Here is a 23,149-nt window from a genome sequence, read left to right on the forward strand (position 1 = left end):
AAGCTACCGTGGCCGGGTTACACCAGAGCGGGTTTCGAGTCTTCCTCGCCCTCCACGCGACCCAGCCGCCATTCGCCGTCGCCGAGTAGCTGAAGTTCGTGGGTGTGGTGCTGCTCGACGGTGGTGCGGTGGCTGACGCTCACCAGGATGGTGTCCGGCAGCTCCGTGCGCACCAGCTGATAGAGCATGAACTCCAGGCCCTCGTCGAGCGCGGATGTCGACTCGTCGAGGAACACCACCTTGGGTTTGACGAGCATGATGCGCGCGAACGCGATTCGCTGTTGTTCGCCGGGGGAGAGCACCTTGGCCCAGTCCTGGACTTCGTCGAGCCGGCCGACGAGGTGCGCCAGTGCCACGTCGTTGAGCGTGCGCTTGAGGGTCTCGTCGTCGACGGAGCCTTCTTCGCCCGGATAGGTGACGACCGCGCGCAGATCGCCGAGCGGCACGTAGGGCAGCTGGGACAGGAACATCGTCTCGTTGGGTCCGCACGGCCGGGTCAGCGTGCCCGACGTGAACGGCCACAACTCGGCCAGGCTGCGCAGCAGCGTGGTCTTGCCGCTGCCCGACGGTCCGGTGATCACCAGCGTGTCGCCGACGTCGAGGGAGATGTCGAGCGGCTTGATCAGTTGCCTGCCGTCCGGGGTGCGGACCTCGACCTCGCTGAGCTTGACCGTGCCGTCGACGCAGGGTGTGGTCGTCACCTCGGGCAGTTCGCGGGCCTCGTCGTTGGCCACGACCAGACCGTGCAGACGGATGATCGCGGCCCGGTAGCCGGCGAAGTTGTCGTACGCACTGCGGAAGAACGACAGGCCGTCGAGCAGGCTGCGGAACGCGCTCGCGGTCTGCGTCAGCGCACCGAGCGTGATCTCGCCGCTGTAGAAGCGGGGGAACTGCACGACGTACGGAATCAGTTCCTGCGCCTGGTCCACCGAGAGGTTCCAGCCGAGGAACTTCGTCATCCGGTTGACGTAGCGCTTGTAGTTCGAGACGACGGGGGCGAACAGCCGCCGCAGGCCGGTGCGTTCGGCGATCTCACCGCGGTAGAACGCGACCGCCTCCGACGCGTCGCGCAGGCGCACCAGGGCGTAGCGGAACGCGGCGTTGTACTTCTCGTTGTTGAACGACAGCCAGATGATCGGCCTGCCGATCCAGAACGCGATGACCGTCGCGAACAACACGTAGACGATGCCGATCCAGAAGATCGCACGGGGCAGGTCGACATTGATCAGCGGCAGCGTCACCTCACCCGACAGATTCCACAGAATCGCGGTGAACGAAATCATCGAGGCGATCGAGCTGATCGCGCCGAACAGCAGGGTCGCGGTCGAGGTGTTGTTGGGCCGGTTCGGCAACGAGTCGGCGCTGCCGGTGAAGATGTCGATGTCGGTCTGGATTCGCTGATCCGGGTTGTCGATCGTGTCGTCGATGAAGCGGGCCCGGTAGTACGCCTTGCCGTCGAGCCAGTCCGTGGTGAGCCGGTCGGTGAGCCACGCGCGCCAGCGGAGCATGAAGCGCTGCGTCATGTACAGGTCGAGCATGATCCTGGCGACGTTGAGGACCGCCAGGATCGTGAAGACTCCCAGCGACATCCAGAAGCCGTCCCGGCCGGATACCCGCACGGCCTCGTTGCCGCTGGAGATGCCCGAGGCGATGACCTGGAAGCTCGTCATCATGTCGTTGCCCTGGAAGCTGAACAACACGCTGAGCCGCACGCCGGTGATCACCGACAGCAACAGCGCGGCCAGCCAGAGCCACACCTTGACGCTGTCCGGACCGGTGAAGTAACCGCTGCTGACGCGCCAGTACTGCCTGCCCCACTCGGTGAAGCGCGCGATCAGGAACAGGATCACCATCGTCGACACCGCCGCGATGACCCAGCCCTTGGCGATCCACACCAGCGATGTCAGAAGCTCGTTGCCCCAGTCGAGAGTCGGGGTGAACATCTCCATGCGGGCAAGGTACCCCGCAATCCTGCGGATGGCGTCGCGGAGGCTCCGTGCAACCGGTCCCGTTCGGCGTCTGCGGTCCTCCGCGTACCGTGAACATGTGCCAAAGACGTCCAGCGCCAAACCGGGGCGCTTGAGCAGCAAGTTCTGGAAGCTTCTGGGTGCCAGCACCGAGCGGAATCAGGCCCGTTCGCTGTCGGAGGTCAAAGGGGCGGCGGACTTCGAGGAGAAGGCCGCCGGGCTCGATGACGAACAGCTGACCAAGGCCGCCAAACTGTTGCAGCTCGAGGATCTGGCCGCTGCCGCCGACATCCCGCAGTTCCTCGCCCTCGCGCGGGAAGCCGCCGAGCGGACGACCGGGCTGCGTCCGTTCGACGTCCAGCTGCTCGCGGCGCTGCGCATGCTCGCCGGCGACGTCGTCGAGATGGCGACCGGTGAGGGCAAGACCCTGGCCGGCGCGATCGCCGCGGCCGGCTACGCGATCGGCGGGCGCAACGTCCACGTCATCACGATCAACGACTACCTGGCCCGCCGCGACGCCGAATGGATGGGGCCGCTCATCGAGGCGCTGGGCCTGTCGGTCGGCTGGATCACCGCCGACTCGACTGCCGAGGAACGCCGCGCGGCGTATCAGTGCGACGTCACCTACGCCTCGGTCAACGAGATCGGCTTCGACGTGCTGCGCGATCAGCTGGTCACCGACGTCGAGGACCTGGTGTCGCCGAACCCCGACGTCGCGCTCATCGACGAAGCCGACTCGGTGCTCGTCGACGAGGCGCTCGTACCGCTCGTCCTGGCCGGCACCAGCCACCGCGAGCAGCCCCGGGTCGAGATCATCCGCATGGTCGGTGAGCTGACCCCGGGCAAGCACTACGACACCGACGCCGACAGCCGCAACGTGCACCTCACCGATGCGGGCGCCCGCGCGATCGAGGCCAAACTCGGCGGCATCGACCTGTACTCCGAGGAACACGTCGTCACCACCCTCACCGAGGTCAACGTCGCCCTGCACGCGCACGTACTGCTGCAGCGCGACGTGCACTACATCGTGCGGGACAACGCCGTACAGCTCATCAACGCGTCGCGTGGCCGCATCGCCGCGCTGCAGCGCTGGCCGGACGGGCTGCAGGCCGCCGTCGAGGCCAAGGAGGGTATCGAGACCACCGAGACCGGTGAGGTGCTCGACACCATCACCGTGCAGGCGCTGATCAACCGGTATCCCACGGTGTGCGGGATGACCGGCACCGCGCTCGCCGCAGGCGAGCAGTTGCGGCAGTTCTACAAGCTCGGCGTTTCGCCCATCCCGCCGAACAAGCCGAACATCCGCGAGGACGAAACCGACCGCGTGTACATCAACGTGGCGGCCAAGAACGACGCGATCGTCGAGCACATCGCCGAGATCCACAAGACGGGTCAACCGGTCCTCGTCGGCACCCACGACGTGGCCGAATCCGAGGAATTGCACGAGAAACTCGTGAAGGCCGGCGTTCCGGCGGTGGTGCTCAACGCCAAGAACGACGCCGAGGAAGCCGCGGTGATCGCCGAGGCGGGCAAGCTCGGCGCGGTCACCGTCTCGACGCAGATGGCCGGGCGCGGCACCGACATCCGGCTGGGCGGTTCGGACGTCGGCGACCAGGCCCCCGAAAAGGAGAAGGTCGCCGAACTCGGCGGTCTGCACGTCGTCGGAACCGGCCGCCACCACACCGAGCGCCTCGACAACCAGCTGCGCGGGCGCGCAGGCCGGCAGGGCGACCCCGGCTCGACGGTGTTCTTCTCCAGCTGGGAGGACGAGGTGGTGGCCGCGCACCTCGAGCGCAGCAAGCTGCCGATGGAGACCGACGAGGACGGGCGGATCGTCGCACCGAAAGCGGCCGGGCTGCTCGACCATGCGCAGCGCGTCGCCGAGGGCAGGCTGCTCGACGTACACGCCAACACCTGGCGGTACAACCAGCTGATCGCCCAGCAGCGCGCGATCATCGTCGAGCGCCGCGAAACGCTGCTGCGCACCGCGACCGCGCGCGACGAACTCAAGGAGCGCTCGCCCGAGCGCTACGAGAAGCTGGCCGAGGACCTGGGGGAGGACGCCGAGGAGCGGCTGGAGAAGATCTGCCGGTTGATCATGCTCTACCACCTCGACCGTGGCTGGTGTGAGCACCTGGCCTATCTGGCCGACATCCGCGAGAGCATCCACCTGCGGGCGCTGGGCAGGCAGAACCCGCTCGACGAGTTCCACCGGATGGCCGTCGACGCGTTCGCCTCGCTGGCCGCCGACGCGATCGAGGCGGCGCAGCAGACCTTCGAAACGGCCGAGTCGATCGAAGAGGAACCGGGCATCGACCTGTCGAAGCTCGCGCGGCCGACGTCGACGTGGACTTACATGGTCCACGACAATCCGCTCGCCGACGACACGATGTCTGCGCTGAGCCTGCCCGGGGTGTTCCGCTAAGTTTTAGTTCCATGGAGGACGCGCCTGCTCCGCAGGGCAGGAGCGCAGTGTCGGGTGGTGAGTCATCTGCCCGTGACCGCGTGGTGACGGTGCCCAACGCGCTGAGTCTGGTGCGGCTCGTGTTGGTGCCGGTGTTCCTGTATCTGCTGTTCGTGGCGCACGCGCAGGGCTGGGCCGTCGCGGTGTTGATGTTCAGCGGTTTCTCCGACTGGGCCGACGGCAAGATCGCCCGGCTCGTGGCCAACCAGTCGTCGCGGCTCGGGGAACTGCTCGACCCGTTGGTGGACCGCATCTACATGGTCACCGTCCCGGTGGCGCTCGCGTTCTACGGCGCGGTGCCGTGGTGGATCGTGCTGACCCTGCTGGGACGCGACGCGGTGCTGGCCGCCACGCTGCCCATCTTGCGCAGCCGCGGGCTGGCCGCACTGCCCGTCACCTACATCGGCAAAGCGGCGACGTTCGCGCTCATGTCCGGGTTCCCGCTGATCCTGCTCGGGCAGTGGGATGCGTTGTGGAGCAGGGTGATCCTGGCCTGCGGCTGGGCGTTTCTGATCTGGGGCCTGGCGCTGTACCTGTGGTCGGCCGTGCTGTACCTGATCCAGGTGGTGCTGGTGGTGCGCCGCATGCCGGTGGTGCGATGAGCCGCTTGCGCGAAGAGAGACCGTACCGATGAGCCTGCTCGGTGGCTACGAGTCGGGCGCCGGCCTCAACCACCACGAGGCCGATGCGCCCAAACGCATCCCGGTGCCCTCGCTGCTGCGGTCCCTGCTGTCCGATCATCTCGACCCGGGATATGCCGCTGCCGCGGCGGAGCGGGAGTCCACGGGGCGGGCGCGGCCCCGGGTTTGGGAGTTTGGCTGGCAGATCCTGGCGGCACTGGCGATCGCCACGGTGTTCGCGGTGGCCGCCGCGCAGGCACAGACCGCGGCGCCGGCCGCCCGCGAGGCCCAGCACGCACTGGCCGGCCGCGTGCGCGCCGCCGAGGCCGGCGCCGAAAAGGCCAGTGCCGAACGCGGTGCGCTCATCGACCAGGTCGACGCCGAGCGGCGGGCCCGGCTCGGCATGGACGAGGACGGCCAGCAGCTGCTGTCGAGCCTCGACACCGCGAACGTCGCCGCGGCGGCGGTCCCGATGATCGGTCCGGGACTCACCGTGACGGTGACCGATCCCGGTGTCTCCAAGGATCTCAGCGACGTGTCGAAACAGCGCGTGGCGGGCAGCCAGCAGGTCATCCTCGACCGTGATCTGCAGTTGGTGGTCAATTCGCTGTGGGCAAGCGGTGCCGAGGCGATTTCGGTCGGCGGCGTGCGCGTGGGGGCCGGGGTCACCATTCGACAGGCCGGCGGCGGGATTCTGGTCGACAATCAACCGATCACGAGTCCATATGTCATCGTGGCCATCGGCCCGCCGAACGGGATGTCGGATGCGTTCGACCGCAGTCCCGGGCTGCAGCGCCTACGACTGCTCGAGACCTCGTACGGCGTCGGGGTGAACGTCAGCGCCGGGGACGGGCTCGATGTGCCCGCGGTCGGTGTACGAGATGTCAACTTCGCCAAGCAGATTGGATAACAGTGGGTAGCACAGGATTGATCGGCTAGATGATCGGGATCGCCGCACTTGTCGTCGGAATCGTGCTGGGGCTGGTGTTTCACCCCAGCGTGCCGGAGTTCGTCGAGCCGTATCTGCCGATCGCCGTGGTTGCCGCGCTGGACGCGGTGTTCGGCGGTCTGCGTGCCTATCTGGAGCGGATCTTCGACTCCAAGGTGTTCGTCGTGTCGTTCGTCTTCAACGTCCTGGTGGCCGCCCTGATCGTGTACGTGGGAGATCAGCTCGGGGTGGGTACCCAGTTGTCGACCGCGATCATCGTGGTGCTCGGTATCCGCATCTTCGGAAACGCCGCCGCGTTGCGGCGCAGGCTGTTCGGCGCATGACATGACTGAATCCGATCCCGATCAGAAGGGGGCCGCAGAGCGGCCGCCGGACCATCACGCCGGTGGGCCGGCGGAGCACCACGCCGGCGGGCCGGCAGAGCACCACGCCGGCGGGCCGGCAGAGCATCATGGCCGTCACGAGATGCCGGACGACGTGTCGCCGCGGCGGTTCCGTCATCTCCGCGTCTTCCGGCGCACCCGCTCACAGCTGATGTTCGGTGCGCTGGGGGCGCTGTTGTGCGTGCTGCTCGGTGTGGCGATCGTCACTCAGGTACGCCAGAACGAGTCCGGTGACTCACTGGAGACCGCACGCCCGGCCGATCTGCTGATCCTGCTGGATTCGCTGCAGCAGCGTGAGGCTTCGCTGAACACCGAGGTCGCCGACCTGCAGCGGACCCTGCAGCAATTGCAGGCGTCCGGCAGTAGCGATCAAGCCGCGATCGAGAACGCGCAAGACCGGTTGGCGGCGTTGTCCATCCAGATCGGCACGGTCGGGGCGACCGGGCCGGGGGTGACGCTGACCATAGAAGACAACGGGCCGGGCGTCGCGGCCGAGATCATGCTCGATGTCATCAACGAACTGCGGGCCGCGGGCGCCGAAGCGATCGAGATCCGCGATCAGCAAACGGCGGTGCGCGTCGGGGTCGACACCTGGATCGTCGGCGCCCCCGGCGAACTGACGGTCGACAACGTCCTGTTGCGTCCGCCGTATTCGGTTCTTGCCATTGGCGATCCGCCCACGCTCGCAGCGGCGATGAACATACCCGGCGGGGCGATGGACAGTGTGAAGCGGGTGGGCGGCACGATGGTGGTACGACAGGCCGAGCGTGTCGACGTCACCGCCTTGCGGCAACCGAAACCGCGCCAATACTCTCAGCCCGTCAAGTGATTGCCCGTTAATCTGACCACCGACCCTGACCCGCAAGGAGCGTCGTGAGCGAGATCCCAGCCGACCTGTACTACACCTCCGAACACGAGTGGGTGTTGCGCACCGGTGACGACACGGTCCGCGTCGGAATCACCGACTACGCCCAGTCGGCGCTGGGCGATGTGGTGTTCGTGCAACTGCCCGACGTGGGTGCCGACTTCGCGGCCGGTGACGCGTTCGGTGAGGTCGAGTCCACCAAGTCGGTGTCGGACCTCTATGCCCCGGTCACCGCGAAAGTCGTTGCGGTCAACGGGGATCTGGACGGCAGCCCGCAGCTGGTGAATTCCGATCCGTACGGTGAGGGCTGGCTGGTCGATCTGCGGCTGGAGGAGGGTGCCGTCGAAGACGCCCTATCCGGTTTGCTGGACGCCGACGGCTACCGCGCGGTCGTGACCGAATGAGGGATTGTTAGGGTTTCGGGGCCGGTTCGATGACCGGATCGACCATGCCCGGCGCGCAGATATCTACCCCATCGGATCCGGCGGTGGTGGATACAGCGACGCCTGTTGCGCGGTACGGTCGACGTGAGACCGGCGAGGGCTGCGGCCCCGCCGGGCAACGCCACAGCAGCCAGTGAGGAGCAGCGGGTGACGGACAAAGACAGCAATCTGGGGGCTGATCAGACGTCGGAAGATGTAACGGTGGAGACCACGTCGGTCTTCCGTGCGGACTTCCTGAACGAACTGGATGCCCCCGCCGCGGCGGGAACCGAGGGCGCCGTATCCGGCGTCGAGGGCCTGCCGTCGGGGTCGGCTTTGCTTGTCGTCAAGCGCGGACCGAATGCGGGGTCGCGTTTCCTTCTCGACCAGCCGACCACGTCGGCCGGGCGGCACCCGGACAGCGACATCTTCCTCGACGACGTCACCGTCAGCCGCCGCCACGCGGAGTTCCGGCTGGAGAGCGGTGAATTCCAGGTGGTGGACGTCGGCAGCCTCAACGGCACCTACGTCAACCGCGAGCCGGTCGATTCCGCGGTGCTGGCCAACGGCGACGAGGTGCAGATCGGCAAGTTCCGCCTGGTGTTCCTGACCGGCCCCAAGTCCGACGACGACAGCGGCTCGACCGCCTAGCCGAAATGACTGCCCCCGACAGACCTGCACTGGCCGGGATGTCGATCGGCGCGGTATTGGACCTGCTGCGAGGCGACTTTCCGGATGTGACCATCTCCAAGATCCGGTTCCTTGAGGCCGAGGGACTGGTCACGCCGGAGCGCACCGCGTCGGGTTACCGGCGGTTCACCGCCTACGACTGCGCCCGGCTGCGGTTCATCCTGACCGCGCAGCGGGACCAGTACCTGCCGCTGAAGGTGATCAAGGCACAGCTGGACGCGCAACCGGACGGTGAGCTGCCGCAAGCCGGATCCGCTTATGCCGTACCGCGTTTGGTCACGGTCGCCGGCGAGACCGACGGCGACGGCACGCCGGGCGTGTCGGCGGTGGCGCCGACCCAGGTGCGGCTGTCACGGGAAGATCTGCTGGCCCGATCGGGCGTCGACGAGGAGCTTTTGGGCGCCCTCGTCAAGAACGGCGTCATCACCACCGGGCCCGCCGGCCTGTTCGACGAGCATTCGGTGGTGATCGCCCAATGCGCGAGAGCACTGGCCGACTACGGGGTGGAGCCCCGGCATCTGCGGGCCTTCCGTTCGGCCGCCGACCGGCAGTCGGACCTCATCGCCCAGATCGCCGGACCGGTGGTCAAGGCGGACAAGGCGGGCGCCAGGGACCGGGCCGACGATCTGGCCCGCGAAGTGGCGGCGCTGGCGATCACGTTGCACACGTCGCTGATCAAGTCGGCCGTACGCGACGTTCTGGATCGCTGAGGATTAGACTCGTTTTGACGGCTACTTCGTCAAGGTCAGGTCCGCTTCGGATGAATCACGGACGAAACAGCACAGCGGTGCGGAGGGTAGGCACAGATGGCTGAGGTTCGGGTTGTCGGCATTCGCGTGGAGCAGCCGCAGAACCAGCCGGTGCTGCTGCTTCGCGAGTCCAATGGTGACCGTTACCTGCCGATTTGGATCGGCCAGTCGGAGGCCGCCGCGATCGCGCTGGAACAGCAGGGCGTCGAGCCCGCCCGGCCGTTGACGCACGACCTGATCCGAGATCTCATTGCCGCGCTGGGGCATTCGCTCAAAGAGGTGCGCATCGTCGACCTGCAGGAAGGCACGTTCTACGCCGACCTGATCTTCGACCGCGACATCAAGGTGTCGGCCCGGCCGTCGGACTCGGTGGCGATCGCCCTGCGGGTCGGCGTGCCGATCTACGTCGAGGAGGCAGTGCTGGCCGAGGCTGGGCTGCTGATCCCCGACGAGAACGACGAGGAAGCGGCAGGCACCGTCCGCGAGGACGAGGTCGAGAAGTTCAAGGAGTTCCTCGACAGCGTGTCGCCGGACGATTTCAAGGCGACATGAGCTCGCCCCGCGTCGCTGAGCCGGCTGTGCCGGTTGAGGTCACGGATACGTCTCAACTGGCCTCATCGGTGTCGACACGCGGCGCGGGAGTCATCCAACGGGGAATCCGGCAGCCATACTTTGGTTGCAGCGAGCAGTCATGGCTCGACGGGAAGCGTATGCTCGACACACTCGGGCTTGTAGCAAACCGCCGCAGTGCAGGTCGTTGCGGTAGACCGCGGGCGAGTTCGAACGGCGAGAGGATTCACAGTGGGTGACACGCCACGGCAGGAAGAGCTGGATCTGACCACCGGAAGTGGGGCGGAGCCGCCCGTCAGGGTGTCCAGCGAACCTGTTCAAGCCGGGTTGTTCCCCGATGACTCCGTTCCGGACGAACTCGTCGGCTACCGCGGCCCGAGCGCGTGCCAGATCGCCGGCATCACCTACCGGCAACTCGACTACTGGGCCCGCACCTCGCTCGTGGTGCCCTCGATCCGGGGCGCGGCCGGTTCGGGCAGCCAGCGGCTGTACTCCTTCAAGGACATCCTCGTCCTCAAGATCGTCAAGCGCCTGCTGGACACCGGGATCTCCCTGCACAACATCCGGGTCGCGGTCGATCACCTGCGTCAGCGCGGAGTCCAGGATCTGGCCAACATCACGCTGTTCTCCGACGGCACCACGGTGTACGAATGCACGTCGGCAGAAGAGGTCGTCGACCTCCTGCAGGGTGGTCAGGGCGTGTTCGGCATCGCGGTGTCGGGTGCCATGCGGGAGTTGACCGGCGCGATCGCCGACTTCCCCGGCGAGCGTGCCGACGGCGGCGAGTCGATCGCGACCCCCGAGGACGAACTGGCCTCCCGGCGCAAGAGCCGCGACCGCAAGATCGGCTGAGCCCGCGCAAACTCTCTGAGCGGTAACGCTTCCGGCGTTGCGGCCGACGTTTCCCGCTCTGCGCGGGCGGACCGGTAGAATCAGCAGCGCATCGCCCTTGTGCGGGAGAGTTCCGTGATCGCCAGTCACGGACGCCGAAGGAGCAACACCTCTCCGTCAACCTCTCAGGCACCCAGGACCGCGCCAGGCCCCGATGCCTCTGGAAAGCGGTGCCGTTGCGGCGCCCGCCCATGGGGAAAGGCCCACGACCTGGGCCGAATCTCTCAGGCGCCCGTGCGGGTCGACGACAGAGGGAGAGGGACGGTAGTACGTCTCGTACGTCTACGCCTCGATCAGGGGAGAGATCTTGTCCGACCAGCATCTGCCGCGTTTTGTCGATCGTCACATCGGTCCGGACGCCTCCGCCGTCGCCACCATGCTCGACGTGATCGGTGTCAGCTCCCTCGACGAGCTGGCCGAGAAGGCGCTGCCCGCAGGCATCCTCGACGGCCTCGACGGCGAGGGGCGCGCACCCGGGCTCGCGCAGCTGCCTGCCGCGGCCACCGAGGAACAGGCGCTGGCCGAGCTGCATGCGCTCGCGGACTCCAACACCATCGCGGTGTCGATGATCGGCCAAGGCTATTTCGACACGCTGACGCCGCCGGTGCTGCGACGCAACATCCTCGAGAACCCGGCCTGGTACACCGCTTACACCCCGTACCAGCCGGAGATCAGCCAGGGCCGGCTGGAGGCCCTGCTCAACTTCCAGACCATGGTGTCGGACCTGACCGGGCTCGAGGTGGCGAACGCCTCGATGCTCGACGAGGGCACCGCCGCGGCCGAGGCCATGACTCTGATGCACCGCGCCGTGAAGGGCCCGGCGAACCGCCTCGCCGTCGACGTGGACGTCTACGCCCAGACGGCGGCGGTGCTCGCCACGCGCGCACAACCGCTCGGCATCGAGATCGTCACCGCCGACCTCCGCGAGGGACTGCCCGACGGTGAGTTCTTCGGCGTGATCGTGCAATTGCCCGGCGCGAGCGGACGCGTGGACGACTGGTCGGGTCTGATCAGCGCGGCGCACGAACGTGGTGCCCTGGTCGCGGTCGGCGCCGACCTGCTGGCATTGACCGTGATCACCCCGCCCGGCGAGATCGGGGCCGACGTCGCCTTCGGCACGAGCCAACGGTTCGGTGTGCCAATGGGATTCGGCGGACCGCACGCCGGGTATCTGGCCGTGCACGCAAAGCACGCCCGGCAGTTGCCGGGCCGCCTCGTCGGCGTGTCCGTCGATGGCGACGGGGCACCGGCATATCGACTGGCGTTGCAGACCCGCGAGCAGCACATCCGCCGCGACAAGGCCACCAGCAACATCTGTACTGCCCAGGTACTGCTCGCGGTGATGGCCGCGATGTATGCCAGCTACCACGGTGCGGAGGGGCTCACGGCCATCGCGCGCCGTGTCCACGGTCATGCCGAGGCGATCGCGGCGGCACTGGGCGACGCGCTCGTGCACGACAAGTACTTCGACACCGTGCTCGCGAACGTCCCCGGACGCGCCGACGAGGTGATCGCGGCCGCAAAAGCTACGGGCATCAACCTGTGGCGCGTCGACGCCGATCATGTCTCGGTGTCGTGCGACGAAGCGACGACCGATGACCACGTCGCCGCGGTGCTCGACGCGTTCGGCGTCAGCGCCGCCGAACCGCGCTGCGCCGGCATCGTCACGCGTACGTCGGAGTTCCTCACCCATCCGGCGTTCACCCGCTACCGCACCGAGACCGAGATGATGCGCTACCTGCGGTCGCTGGCGGACAAGGACATCGCCTTGGACCGCAGCATGATTCCGCTCGGCTCGTGCACCATGAAGCTCAACGCCGCGGCCGAGATGGAACCCATCACCTGGCCGGAGTTCGCTCGCCAACACCCGTTCGCGCCGGCATCCGACAATCCGGGCCTGCGCAAGCTGATCGCCGATCTGCAGACCTGGCTGAGTGGCATCACGGGATACGACGAGGTGTCACTGCAGCCCAACGCTGGCTCGCAGGGGGAGTACGCCGGGCTGCTGGCGATCAAGGCCTACCACGATGCCCGCGGCGATCACGCCCGCGACCTGTGCCTGATCCCGTCGAGCGCACACGGCACCAACGCGGCCTCGGCGGCGCTGGCCGGTATGCGCGTCGTCGTGGTCGCGTGCCGGTCGAACGGCGACGTCGATCTCGACGATCTGCGGGCCAAGGTAGCCGAGCACGCGGATCGCATTGCGGCACTGATGATCACGTATCCGTCCACGCACGGCGTGTACGAACACGACGTCGCCGAGATCTGCGCCGCGGTGCACGACGCGGGCGGCCAGGTCTACGTCGACGGTGCGAACCTGAACGCGCTCGTCGGGCTCGCCCGCCCGGGCCGCTTCGGTGGCGACGTCAGCCATCTGAACCTGCACAAGACGTTCTGCATCCCGCACGGCGGCGGCGGCCCCGGCGTCGGGCCGGTCGCGGTGCGCTCGCACCTGGCGCCGTATCTGCCCGGCCATCCGTTGGCCGACGAACTACCCGATGAGCACACCGTGTCGTCCGCGCCGTACGGATCGGCCTCGATCCTGCCGATCACCTGGGCCTACATCAGGATGATGGGTGCCGACGGGCTGCGCGCGGCGTCGTTGACCGCGATCGCGTCGGCCAACTATGTCGCCCGCCGCCTCGACGAGTACTACCCGGTGCTCTACACCGGCGAGAACGGCATGGTCGCCCACGAGTGCATCCTGGATCTGCGCGCCATCACCAAGTCCACCGGCGTGACGGTCGACGACGTGGCAAAGCGCTTGGCGGACTACGGTTTCCACGCTCCGACCATGAGTTTCCCGGTCGCGGGCACGCTCATGGTCGAGCCAACGGAAAGCGAGAGCCTCGCCGAGGTCGACGCGTTCTGCGACGCGATGATCGCGATCCGCGCCGAGATCGACCGCGTCGGCTCGGGCGAGTGGCCGGCGGAGGACAACCCGCTGCGCAACGCCCCGCACACGGCCGAGTGCCTTCTGGTGTCGGACTGGGATCACCCCTACACCCGCGAGCAGGCCGCCTACCCGCTGGGCAAGGGCTTCCGGCCGAAGGTGTGGCCGCCGGTGCGCCGCATCGACGGAGCCTACGGCGACCGCAATCTCGTGTGCTCGTGCCCGCCCGTCGAGGCGTTCGCGTAGCGACGGCTGTTTCCGGCCTACCTCGGCGCGTTGTGCCGAGGTAGGCCGGACCGCGTCTGCGGAAGCGGTCAGCCCAACAGGGTCGTGATCGCGGTGGTCAGTTCGGGCGACGCCGAGCTGGCCACGTTCTGGTAGCTGCCGCCGCTGATCTGGGCGACGGCCTCCCACGTGGCACGGTCGGAGTCGCCGCCGAAGTCGATGACGTTGACCGCGACCGGGCGAGCCTGTTCGAACGCGCCGCGCACGAATTCTTGCAGCCCCGCACCGTCCAGGCTCTGGTCGGTGTGCGGGCCGGTGGTGATCACCAGGATCGAATTGGCCCGGCCTTCTTTGTAATTCGCCATCGCCTCGTTGTAGACGAGCCGCAGCGTGGTGAACGAAACCGCCCCGCCACTCGACGCGGACTGATCGTCGAGGGTCGAGCTGAGCACCTGTGACCGCGCGCGCCCGCTGACGGGTTCGGCCAGCGGTCCCAGCGACACCTCGGAGCGTCCCTCGGTGCCGTCGAACGTCCACAGGCCCACCTCGGATGTCGCGGGCAGTGCCTTGAGCCGGCTGTTGAGTGCCGCGACGACGTTCGCCAGCCGGGATTTGCCGCCTTCCTCGGTCGGCATCGACTGGTCGAGCATGATCGTCACGGCCGGGCTCTCGGCGGGGGCGGCCGTCGCGTTGGCCAGCGTGACCCGCATCGAGTTGTCGCTGACCGACAGCGGCGCGGCGAGCGGCCCGAAGTCGGTGACATCGCTGGAGGGCGGCGTGGTGCCCTCGGCCCGGAAGCCGGCTTTGGCGAGTTCGCCCAGTTGCTCGGGCTTGCGCAGGTAGCGGGCGAACTCACTGGTGGCGGTGACCTGTTCCTGCTCGAGCCAGTCACCGGCCAGCAGCACGGCGGGGTAATCGGCGACGGCCGTCGGCCCGTCCGGCACCCAGCCGGCCAACGAGTCCTTGGCGTCGCCGAGAGTGGCGGCATGCGTGAACAACTGCTGCTCGGTGGTGGCCACCGCGTGGACCGGAGCGGCCGCGGGATCGGACGCGTTGAGCATCGCGTCGAAGGCGGTCCCCAGTTCACCGTCGTCGAGTTTGGGTTGTCCGCCCAGGAGCGTGTTGACCCCGCTCATGCCTGCCGTCGGGGGTGACCCGGGCGGGGCGGACTCCGTCGCGACGGCTTCGGCGGCCAGATACGCCGCATCGCCGTTGTTGCGGTTGGGCAGGGCCAGTTTCAGCGTTCCCCAGCCCGGCAGCCGCAGCCCGTTCATCGCGGCCGGGTTGCTCTGCAGTTCCGGCAGCTTCGCCCAGTTCTGCCGGCCGAGAGCGTCTTTGAGCTGAGGGGAGACGGCGAGCAGAACCGGTGAGGTGACCAGTGACCGGCTGTCACTGACGGTCTCGGCGCCCGCGGTGGCTTCGAGCCGGGCCGCGGCGATACTGCTCGACGGAATCCACAACGCAGGTCGGTCACCGAGTTCGCTCGGCCAGGTGTTCGCGAAACCGCTCACCACGCGGTCGGATTCGGCCGATTGCACCCGTACCTTGACGCAGCGGTCACCGACCGGGCTCGCCGATTCGTTGTACTTGTTGGCCAAGGTTTCGACGTGCGACGAGATGGTCGGATCGGCGATCACGGCCACGCCGAGTTCACCGGCGACACAGCGTGCCGCCGCGGCGTCGCTGCGATCCGACAGGACGTCGCCGAAGAACTTCCACAGGATCACCCCGGCGACCACCGCCACGACGGTGACGAGAGCCGCGATCACCCCGACGCTGACACCGCGGCGTCCCGACGCCACCGCTCGGTGGCTACCCGTCCATTCGCCGTCCCAGTCGCCGCCACGTGCCCGGCGGGACGGCGTGGACGGCGGAGGTGGTGGTCCGGCCGCACTCAGCTTCGCGGTCGGAGCGTCGCGGTCGTCGTCTTCGGGGTAGCCGTCGGCATACTCGTCGGCATACTCATTGGCGTAATCATCGCCGTACTCGTCGGCATAGTCGTCGGTGTAGTCCGAATCCGAGTAATCCGGATAGTCGGAGTCGCCGCCCGAATAATCGTCGGTGTCATCGGCGTACCGGTGCTGGCGGCGCCCGGGTTCCGGACGGTACCCACGATCGCTCGGATACTCGGGCTGCGGCGGCTGGTAGCCGCGATCCTCCCGATAGCCGGGATCGGGTCGATGCCCCGCCTCCCGCTCGTACCCATGGTCGGGTTCGTCGGCCTGCGGATACTCCGAACGCCCGTAGTCGGACGGACCGTAGCCGCCCCGGTCGTAGTCGGATTCGTACCCGGGCTCGCGGTACGACTCGTGACGGCCCGGCGTTTCGTACCCGGCGTCGTGGCCGGGCCCGAAATCGGGCTCGTCCGCGGAGTCTTCGGGGTCGGGAATGCTGTGCCTACCCATTCCTAACCCCTCGACTCGTCACTCATCCGGCCCCGCCGAAGTCTAATCACTGGGCAGCGGTGCTCGCTTTGAACTCGCGGCGGCGCCGGTGCAGGATCGGCTCGGTGTAGCCGTTGGGCTGCTCGGTGCCGGACAGGATCAGCTCCTGCGCCGCGGCGAAGGCGATGCTGGCCTCCGGGTTGGGCGCCATCGGCAGGTAGGCGGGATCCTTCGAGTTCTGTTCGTCGACCACCGCGGCCATCCGGCGCAGGCTCGCCTTGACGTCCTCGGCCGTGATGACGCCGTGGCGCAGCCAGTTCGCCAGCAGCTGGCTCGAAATACGCAGCGTGGCGCGGTCTTCCATCAGTGCGACGTCGTGGATGTCGGGCACCTTCGAGCAGCCGACGCCTGCGTCGATCCAGCGCACCACGTAGCCGAGGATCGACTGGCAGTTGTTGTCGACCTCCTCGTGGATCTCTTCCGGCGACCACGTCAGCGACGAGTCGGCGAGCGGGATCGTCAACAGATCTTCGAGCTTGCCGCGCTTCTTGCCGGCCAGCTCCTTCTGCACCGCGAACACGTCCACCTGGTGGTAGTGCATCGCGTGCAGGGTCGCCGCGGTCGGCGACGGCACCCACGCCGTGGTGGCACCGGCCTTGGGCTGTCCGATCTTCTGTTCGACCATGTCGGCCATCAGGTCGGTCATGGCCCACATGCCCTTGCCGATCTGGGCCTTGCCGGACAAGCCGGCCGCCAGACCCACATCGACGTTGGCGTCCTCGTACGCCTTGATCCACGGCTGGCTCTTCATGGTGCCCTTGCGCACCATCGGGCCAGCCTCCATCGAGGTGTGGATCTCGTCGCCGGTGCGGTCGAGGAACCCGGTGTTGATGAAGACCACGCGGTCGGCGGCGGCTTTGATGCACGCCTTGAGGTTGACCGTGGTGCGGCGTTCCTCGTCCATGATGCCGACCTTGAGGGTGGCCTCGGGCAGTCCGAGCACGTCTTCGACGCGGCTGAACAGCTCACAGGTGAACGCCACCTCGTCGGGGCCGTGCATCTTGGGCTTGACGATGTACACCGAGCCGGTGCGGCTGTTGCGCAACGGGCCGTTGGCCCCGTCGTTGTCCGCGCCGTCCTTCAAGCCGTGCATCGCGATCAGGCTCGTGAACAGCGCGTCCTGGATGCCTTCGAACACTTCGTTCCCGTCGGCGTCGACGATCGCGTCGTTGGTCATGAGGTGACCGACGTTGCGCACGAACAGCAGGCTGCGGCCGGGCAGCGTGAGCTCGCCCTCGCCGTCCGGTGTGGTGAAGGTGCGGTCCTCGTTGAGGACGCGGGTGAACGTCTTGTCACCCTTGCTGACCTCTTCGGACAGATCGCCGCGGTTCAGGCCAAGCCAGTTGCGGTAGCCCAGCACCTTGTCGTCGGCGTCGACCGCGGCGACCGAGTCCTCGAAGTCCATGATCGTGGTGATCGCGGACTCCAGCACCACGTCCTTGATGCCCGCGGCGTCGGTGGCGCCGACGGGGGAGTCGGGGTCGATCAGGATCTCGATGTGCAGGCCGTGGTTGCGCAGCAGCACCGACCACTGGGGCTTGCCGAGCTCACCGGTGTAGCCGACGAATTGTTCGGGCGCCGCGAGCCCGCTCGACAGGTCGTCGCCGTAGGTCACGAGCAACTGCCCGTCGTCGATCTTGAGGCCGGTCGCCTCGCTCCACGAACCGGCCGCGAGCGGCACGGCCTCGTCGAGGAACTTGCGGGCGTAGGCGATCACCTTGTCGCCACGCACAGTGTTGTATCCGCCGTCAGTACCCGGCCGTACCTTCTCCGCGCCGTCCTCCTCAGAGATGACGTCGGTGCCGTACAGCGCGTCGTACAGCGAGCCCCATCGCGCGTTGGCGGCGTTGAGCGCGAACCGGGCGTTGAGGATCGGCACCACGAGCTGCGGGCCCGCGGTGGTGGTGATCTCGTCGTCGACACCGGCCGTGGTGATCGTGAAGTCGTCGGGCTCGGGCAGCAGGTAGCCGATATCGGTGAGGAACTGCTTGTAGGCAGCCGGGTCGACCGGTTCGAGCACGTGCGAGCGGTGCCACTTGTCGATCTGGGCCTGCAGTTCGTCGCGACGGGCCAGCAGGTCCTGGTTCTGCGGGGTGAGGTCGGCGACCACCTTGTCCACGCCGGACCAGAAGGTGTCGGGGTCGATGCCGGTTCCGGGCAGCGCCTCATTCGTGATGAAGTCGTGCAATACGCGCGCGACGCGCAGATTTCCGACCGTCACACGATCGCTGGTCATGCTTTCCTCCCTCGGCTCCAGACACCGCGCGGCGCCTGCCGTTTATCCAGCTTACCCATCGGTAACGTCGGCTTTTTCACCGTCCGCGCTGATGAGTAACAGCTCACATCGGTTTGCCAGAGTGGCCCGCAGCGGGGCGGCCCTCTCGGCGATCTCCTGTTGGGCCCGGACGTATTCGGCACGCCCGGCCGGTGTTTCGATGGGGATCGGCTCGAAACCATAGCGCCTCAGGTCGTATGGACTCGCGCACATGTCCACCGCCCGCGCGTCGGCGGCGAGCTCGAGCGCATCGATCACCAGTTCAGAAGACACCAGCGGGCCCAGTTTGTACGCCCACTTGTACAGGTCCATCGCCGCATGGATACAGCCCGGCTGCTCGGCGCTGAGCTGCGCTTCTCGGCTGAGTTGGCGGTCGTTGCGGACGGCGGCCGGTTCGGTGAAGAACCGGAACGCGTCGAAGTGGCTGCACCGCAACGGCATCGAGTCGACCACGGCGTCGGTGTCGGCCGCGCCGAGCCGCAGCGGAACCTGGGCGTGGCGAACCGCGCCGGTGCGGTACACCATGGCCCACTCGTGCAGCCCGAAGCAGTTCAGCCGGGCCGGGCGCGCGGCTGTGGCGCGCAACAGCGACGCGATGAACCGCACTGTTTCCGTGCGGGCCGCGAGGTGGTCGCGGGTGACGGTGACGCCGTCGGCGCAGCGGCCGTACCCGCTCGCGTCGAGATAGCGGCGTGCGGACGGGCCGGACAGCACCACCCCGAACCCCGGATGCCAACGACGCAGTTGACGGGGCCGCAGGCTGTAGTAGGTGAACAGGAAGTCCCACACCGGGTGGGCTTCTCCGCGTTCCTGGCGGCGCACGTGCGGCGCGAGAAACGTCTCGACCCGCTCGCGATGACGCTGTTCGGCCGCGGTCCACTCGGATTCGTCGAGAATCCGGGTGACCAGGGTGGCGACGGGCGCCAGCTCAGACACGGTGCGTTCCGTCGCGGACGGTGCCGACGAGGTCTTCGACCAGGTCTTCGAGCGCGACCATCGCGGTCACCGCGCCGTCGGGCGAGGTGGCCAGGGCCAGGTGGCTGTTGCTGCGGCGCAATCGCGACAGGGCGTCGGGCAGCGGCAGGGTGGCCGGCAACTGCGGGAGTGGGCGCACCATTGCGCGGTCGACCACGGCGTCGGGTTCATTGACCTGCGGCAGCACATCCTTGATGTGCAGATAGCCGATGAACACACCGAACATGTCGACCACCGGGAATCGCGAGTAACCCGTCTCGGTGAGGGCCCGCTCGACGGCGCCGACCGTCGGTCCGGTGTCCTGCGCGGCAACCTGGACCGCGTGGATCTCGTCGAGCGGCATGGCGACGTCCGCCACGGTGCGCGTGCGGGTCTGCAGGGCACGGGTCAGCCGGTGGTGTTCCTCGGGGTCGAGCAGGCCCTCCGAAACCGATTCGGCGATCATCTCCGACAGCTCGACGGTGGACACGGCCGATTCGAGTTCGTCGCGCGGCTCGACGCGGAACGCCCGCAGCGTCGTGTTGGCACACCAGTTGTAGAACGCGATGAACGGCCGCGCCGCCCGGATGTAGAGCAGATAGGCCGGGATGAGCAGCATCGCCGCGGACTCCGGCCCGGCGATCGCGATGTTCTTCGGGACCATCTCGCCGAGCAGGACGTGCAGGATCACGACGATGGCGAGCGCGACGAAGAACGACACCGTGTGCAGCACCGCGTCGGACACGCCGAGCAGCCCGAACGGCTTCTCCAGCAGGTGCGCGACAGCGGGCTCGCCGACACGGCCGAGCAGGATCGAGCAGATCGTGATGCCCAGCTGGGCGCCGGCCAGCATCAGCGACAGATTCTCGCCGGCCCGGATCACCGTGACGGCGCTTCGCTTGCCCTGCTCGGCCAGCGCCTGCAGCCGGTCCCGGCGGGCCGAGATGAGTGCGAACTCCGAGGCCACGAAGAACGCGTTGGCCGCGAGCAGCAGCACGGTCAGCAGCACGCCGAAGATGTCACCCACCGTGCTCACCTCCGTTGCCGCTGCCGTTGCCCAAGCCGGTCAGTTCCAGCAGGTCGATGCGGCGGCCATCCATCCGGACCACCGTCGCGAGCCAACGAGCCGGCTCGTCGGCTCCGCTGTCCGGGTCGAATGCCGTGAGCTCGACCGCCTCGCCCGTCTCGGGGATGTGGCCGAGCTCCTGCAGGACCAGGCCGCCGATCGTCTCGTATTCCCCTTCGGGGGCGCGGAACCCGGTCTCGGCGGCGACTTCGTCGATGCGCAGCAGCCCCGACACCTGCCAGCCCTGACCGGCGGGCACGACGTCGGGCGTCGCGTCGTCGTGTTCGTCGCGGACGTCGCCGACGATCTCCTCGATCAGGTCCTCGACGGTCACCATGCCCGCGGTGCCGCCGTACTCGTCGACGACGAGTGCGGTCTGCAGACCGTTGGCGCGGATCTGGGTCATCACGGCGTCACCGTCGAGTGTGGACGGCACGGTTGCGACGGGCTGGGCCAGGCCTGCCAGCCGGGTCCGGGCCCGCTCGTCGAGCGGCACCGTGAACACCTGCTTGACATGCACGACGCCGATGGTCTGATCGAGATCTCCTTCGACGATCGGGAACCGCGAGAATCCGGTGTCGATCGCGGCGGTCATCAGGTCGGCGACGGTGTCGTCGGCATTGAGCGCCTCGATCTTCGACCGTGGCGTCATCAACTCCTCGGCGGTGCGCTCCCCGAACCGCAGTGAGCGGTCGACGAGCAACGCCGTCGTCTGATCGAGTGATCCGCTGCGTGCCGAGTTCCGGACCAGCGATGCGAGCTCCTGAGCCGAGCGTGCCGAGCGGAGTTCCTCGGCCGGTTCGATGCCGAGCCTGCGCAGGATCCAGTTGGCTGTGCCGTTGGTCAACCGGATCACCGGTGTGAACAACATCGAAAACAGCAATTGGAACGGCGCGGCGGCACGTGCCGTCGGCACCGGCCGGGCCACCGCGAGGTTTTTCGGCACGAGCTCGCCGAACACCATCGACAGCGACGTCGCGATCAGCACCGCGAGGAACAGCGACAGGCCACCGGTGAGGTTGGCCGGTATGCCGATCGCGTCGAGGCCGGGCTGGATCAACCGTCCGACGACGGGCTCGGCGAGGTAACCGGTGGCCAGGGTGGTGATCGAGATACCGACCTGCGCGCCGGACAGCTGGAAGGACAGGGTGCGATGGGCGCGCCGGACCAATTGGTCACGGCGGTCGCCGTCGCGGGCGTTGGCCTCGACCGTGCTGCGTTCGAGGGCGGTGAGCGAGAATTCGGCGGCCACGAACACCGCGGTGCCGGCGGTCAGGAGCACGACCGCCAAGATCGACAACAGCGAGAAAACGACGCTCGAACTCATCGGGATCTCACCCGCAGGGCGCCGGGCACGAGGCCCGGCCAACTAGGAGAGGGGTCGTCAGCTTCGGCGTTCAGGACTGATTGCTGCTCCGCCCGGAAGGCCGGTTCAGAACCGGAGGCCTCAGTCGGTGCCTGCGGCACGTGAACCCTTTCTTTCGCGCCGGCCATCGGACGTGGCCGGCCATGGATGCAGTGAAGCTCAATACTAACGCGTACGTAGCCGGTCGCCGCGGCCAACCACCACGTCGTGCCTGCAAAATGGCGCCTTGTCCTGCGGTTTACGCAGCCTAACCAAAGTTGCGCGGGTAGGGTCATCCCATCCCGTCAGGCAGCCGAAGGCAGGTCCTCCATGACGTCTTTCCTGGCTCGATCCAAGCAGGTTGTCCGCCTGGCCGGTGTGCTCGGCGTCGTTGCCGCGGTGGTCACGCTGAGCGCGTGCGGGTCGCAGCCGGCGGAATCGGCCGACAAGATCGTGGTGTATTCGGGCCGCAGTGAGGAACTCGTCGCACCGCTGATCGAACAGTTCACGACCGACACCGGCATCGAGGTGGAAACCCGGTACGCCGGCTCGGGCGAACTGGCCGCGCAGCTGATCACCGAGGGCGACAAATCACCGGCAGACGTCTTCCTGTCGCAAGACGCCGGCGCGCTCGGCGCGGTCACCCAGGCGGGGCTGTTCGCACCGATCGAGGAGGAGACGCTCAAGGCCGTGCCCGCCAAGTTCTCGGCTGCCGACGGCACCTGGGTCGGAGTCTCCGGCCGCGCTCGCGTCGTGGTGTACAACCCGACCCTCGCGCCCAACGCCCCGGACACCATCGACGGGCTGCTGGCGCCGGAATGGAAGGGCAAGATCGGGTTCGCGCCCAGCAATGCGTCGTGGCAGTCGTTCGTCACCGGCCTGCGGGTGATCCGCGGTGACGACGGGGCCCGGCAATGGTTGCAGGCCTTCAAGGCTCAGGAGCCCAAGGCCTACGAGAACAATGTCGCGGTGCGCGACGCGGTCGACTCCGGCCAGTTGCCGCTGGGCCTCGCCAATCACTACTACCTGTATGAGCTGATCGACGCCAAGGGTGCGCAGGCGGTGACCGCACGCAACAAGTTCATGGCCCCGGGCGACCCGGGCGGGCTGATCAACGTGGCCGGGGTCGGCGTGCTCAAATCCGCGCCGAACCCCCAAGGTGCACAAGAGTTTGCGTCGTATCTGGTCGGCAAGTCGGCGCAGGAGTACTTCGCGGGCGAGACGATGGAGTATCCGCTGATCGCCGGGGTGGCGCCGTCGGGGGAGATGCCGCCACTGAGTGACCTGCAGCCGCCGCCCGTCGACCTGTCGGCGCTGTCGGACCTGGAAGCGACACAGGAACTGCTGGTGGAAACCGGCCTGCTGACCAACTGACTC

Annotated in this window: 18 protein-coding genes and 1 riboswitch; of the genes, 12 read left to right on the plus strand and 6 right to left on the minus strand. The window is 67.7% G+C overall.

Features of this window, described 5'->3' with window-relative positions; all coding sequences use genetic code 11:
• Positions 1–17 precede the first annotated feature (17 nt).
• Entirely contained in the window at positions 18–1,949 is a 1,932-nt protein-coding gene (locus tag ACOI2T_RS16010) for an ABC transporter ATP-binding protein/permease (RefSeq protein ID WP_409505339.1), read from the minus strand.
• Between the two features lie 97 nt (positions 1,950–2,046).
• On the opposite strand from ACOI2T_RS16010, the gene secA2 reads away from it, so the two are divergent.
• The 11 genes from secA2 to gcvP all read left to right on the plus strand — a co-directional run bounded on the left by secA2 (position 2,047) and on the right by gcvP (position 13,709).
• Positions 2,047–4,392, plus strand: a complete 2,346-nt coding sequence (gene secA2 / locus ACOI2T_RS16015; protein WP_409505340.1) for an accessory Sec system translocase SecA2 — start codon at positions 2,047–2,049, stop codon at positions 4,390–4,392.
• Positions 4,393–4,403: 11 nt separating this feature from the next.
• Positions 4,404–5,033, plus strand: coding sequence for a CDP-alcohol phosphatidyltransferase family protein (locus tag ACOI2T_RS16020; RefSeq protein WP_085145538.1), 630 nt, complete (start codon positions 4,404–4,406; stop codon positions 5,031–5,033).
• A gap of 28 nt (positions 5,034–5,061) precedes the next feature.
• Positions 5,062–5,961 (plus strand): DUF881 domain-containing protein, encoded by a 900-nt coding sequence (locus tag ACOI2T_RS16025; protein WP_409505341.1) that lies wholly within the window; start codon positions 5,062–5,064, stop codon positions 5,959–5,961.
• A gap of 29 nt (positions 5,962–5,990) precedes the next feature.
• Positions 5,991–6,323 (plus strand): small basic family protein, encoded by a 333-nt coding sequence (locus ACOI2T_RS16030; RefSeq protein ID WP_036439818.1) that lies wholly within the window; start codon positions 5,991–5,993, stop codon positions 6,321–6,323.
• Between the two features lie 142 nt (positions 6,324–6,465).
• The gene (locus tag ACOI2T_RS16035; RefSeq protein ID WP_409505421.1) at positions 6,466–7,212 is read left to right on the plus strand and encodes a DUF881 domain-containing protein; all 747 of its coding nucleotides are present in this window, start codon (positions 6,466–6,468) and stop codon (positions 7,210–7,212) included.
• A gap of 44 nt (positions 7,213–7,256) precedes the next feature.
• On the plus strand, positions 7,257–7,652 hold the full coding sequence (gene gcvH / locus ACOI2T_RS16040) for a glycine cleavage system protein GcvH (protein ID WP_067851885.1): 396 nt from the start codon (positions 7,257–7,259) through the stop codon (positions 7,650–7,652).
• A 186-nt stretch (positions 7,653–7,838) separates the two neighbouring features.
• Positions 7,839–8,321 (plus strand): glycogen accumulation regulator GarA, encoded by a 483-nt coding sequence (gene garA / locus ACOI2T_RS16045; protein ID WP_067851884.1) that lies wholly within the window; start codon positions 7,839–7,841, stop codon positions 8,319–8,321.
• A 5-nt stretch (positions 8,322–8,326) separates the two neighbouring features.
• The gene (gene ftsR, locus ACOI2T_RS16050; RefSeq protein ID WP_409505342.1) at positions 8,327–9,070 is read left to right on the plus strand and encodes a transcriptional regulator FtsR; all 744 of its coding nucleotides are present in this window, start codon (positions 8,327–8,329) and stop codon (positions 9,068–9,070) included.
• A 96-nt stretch (positions 9,071–9,166) separates the two neighbouring features.
• The gene (locus ACOI2T_RS16055; protein ID WP_036439829.1) at positions 9,167–9,661 is read left to right on the plus strand and encodes a bifunctional nuclease family protein; all 495 of its coding nucleotides are present in this window, start codon (positions 9,167–9,169) and stop codon (positions 9,659–9,661) included.
• 249 nt (positions 9,662–9,910) lie between these two features.
• The gene (locus ACOI2T_RS16060; protein WP_067851881.1) at positions 9,911–10,531 is read left to right on the plus strand and encodes a MerR family transcriptional regulator; all 621 of its coding nucleotides are present in this window, start codon (positions 9,911–9,913) and stop codon (positions 10,529–10,531) included.
• A 92-nt stretch (positions 10,532–10,623) separates the two neighbouring features.
• Positions 10,624–10,722, plus strand: a riboswitch (glycine riboswitch).
• Between the two features lie 155 nt (positions 10,723–10,877).
• Positions 10,878–13,709, plus strand: a complete 2,832-nt coding sequence (gene gcvP, locus ACOI2T_RS16065) for an aminomethyl-transferring glycine dehydrogenase (RefSeq protein WP_409505343.1) — start codon at positions 10,878–10,880, stop codon at positions 13,707–13,709.
• Between the two features lie 68 nt (positions 13,710–13,777).
• Here the strand turns inward: gcvP and ACOI2T_RS16070 are convergent, their stop codons facing one another.
• Genes ACOI2T_RS16070 through ACOI2T_RS16090 form a run of 5 tightly spaced genes read right to left on the minus strand, consistent with a single transcriptional unit; the run spans position 13,778 to position 21,754 of the window.
• Positions 13,778–16,093, minus strand: a complete 2,316-nt coding sequence (locus tag ACOI2T_RS16070) for a substrate-binding domain-containing protein (RefSeq protein WP_409505344.1) — start codon at positions 16,091–16,093, stop codon at positions 13,778–13,780.
• A 46-nt stretch (positions 16,094–16,139) separates the two neighbouring features.
• The gene (locus ACOI2T_RS16075) at positions 16,140–18,368 is read right to left on the minus strand and encodes a malate synthase G (RefSeq protein ID WP_409505345.1); all 2,229 of its coding nucleotides are present in this window, start codon (positions 18,366–18,368) and stop codon (positions 16,140–16,142) included.
• A 51-nt stretch (positions 18,369–18,419) separates the two neighbouring features.
• Positions 18,420–19,316, minus strand: a complete 897-nt coding sequence (locus tag ACOI2T_RS16080; protein ID WP_409505422.1) for a 3-methyladenine DNA glycosylase — start codon at positions 19,314–19,316, stop codon at positions 18,420–18,422.
• A 19-nt stretch (positions 19,317–19,335) separates the two neighbouring features.
• Positions 19,336–20,388 carry a hemolysin family protein gene (locus ACOI2T_RS16085; RefSeq protein WP_067851876.1) on the minus strand — a complete coding sequence of 351 codons (1,053 nt, stop codon included), beginning with the start codon at positions 20,386–20,388 and terminating at the stop codon, positions 19,336–19,338.
• Complete coding sequence (locus tag ACOI2T_RS16090) at positions 20,381–21,754, minus strand: hemolysin family protein (RefSeq protein ID WP_409505346.1); 1,374 nt, start codon at positions 21,752–21,754, stop codon at positions 20,381–20,383. The genes ACOI2T_RS16085 and ACOI2T_RS16090 overlap by 8 nt, the downstream gene beginning before the upstream one ends.
• A gap of 348 nt (positions 21,755–22,102) precedes the next feature.
• On the opposite strand from ACOI2T_RS16090, the gene ACOI2T_RS16095 reads away from it, so the two are divergent.
• Positions 22,103–23,146: an iron ABC transporter substrate-binding protein gene (locus ACOI2T_RS16095; protein WP_409505347.1), complete on the plus strand. Its 1,044-nt coding sequence runs from the start codon at positions 22,103–22,105 to the stop codon at positions 23,144–23,146.
• The last annotated feature ends 3 nt before the right edge of the window (positions 23,147–23,149 follow it).

It is taken from the genome of Mycolicibacterium wolinskyi str. Jessa 2025 (genome assembly GCF_049241375.1).
GTDB lineage: Bacteria > Actinomycetota > Actinomycetes > Mycobacteriales > Mycobacteriaceae > Mycobacterium > Mycobacterium wolinskyi.

Bases quoted from the DNA above. Each gene is read 5' to 3' on its own strand.
- ACOI2T_RS16010 (WP_409505339.1), bottom strand. From the start codon at position 1,949: ATGGAGATGTTCACCCCGACTCTCGACTGGGGCAACGAGCTTCTGACA.
- ACOI2T_RS16020 (WP_085145538.1), top strand. From the start codon at position 4,404: ATGGAGGACGCGCCTGCTCCGCAGGGCAGGAGCGCAGTGTCGGGTGGT.
- ACOI2T_RS16025 (WP_409505341.1), top strand. From the start codon at position 5,062: ATGAGCCTGCTCGGTGGCTACGAGTCGGGCGCCGGCCTCAACCACCAC.
- ACOI2T_RS16030 (WP_036439818.1), top strand. From the start codon at position 5,991: ATGATCGGGATCGCCGCACTTGTCGTCGGAATCGTGCTGGGGCTGGTG.
- ACOI2T_RS16035 (WP_409505421.1), top strand. From the start codon at position 6,466: ATGCCGGACGACGTGTCGCCGCGGCGGTTCCGTCATCTCCGCGTCTTC.
- ftsR (WP_409505342.1), top strand. From the start codon at position 8,327: ATGACTGCCCCCGACAGACCTGCACTGGCCGGGATGTCGATCGGCGCG.
- ACOI2T_RS16055 (WP_036439829.1), top strand. From the start codon at position 9,167: ATGGCTGAGGTTCGGGTTGTCGGCATTCGCGTGGAGCAGCCGCAGAAC.
- ACOI2T_RS16070 (WP_409505344.1), bottom strand. From the start codon at position 16,093: ATGGGTAGGCACAGCATTCCCGACCCCGAAGACTCCGCGGACGAGCCC.
- ACOI2T_RS16075 (WP_409505345.1), bottom strand. From the start codon at position 18,368: ATGACCAGCGATCGTGTGACGGTCGGAAATCTGCGCGTCGCGCGCGTA.
- ACOI2T_RS16090 (WP_409505346.1), bottom strand. From the start codon at position 21,754: ATGAGTTCGAGCGTCGTTTTCTCGCTGTTGTCGATCTTGGCGGTCGTG.
- ACOI2T_RS16095 (WP_409505347.1), top strand. From the start codon at position 22,103: ATGACGTCTTTCCTGGCTCGATCCAAGCAGGTTGTCCGCCTGGCCGGT.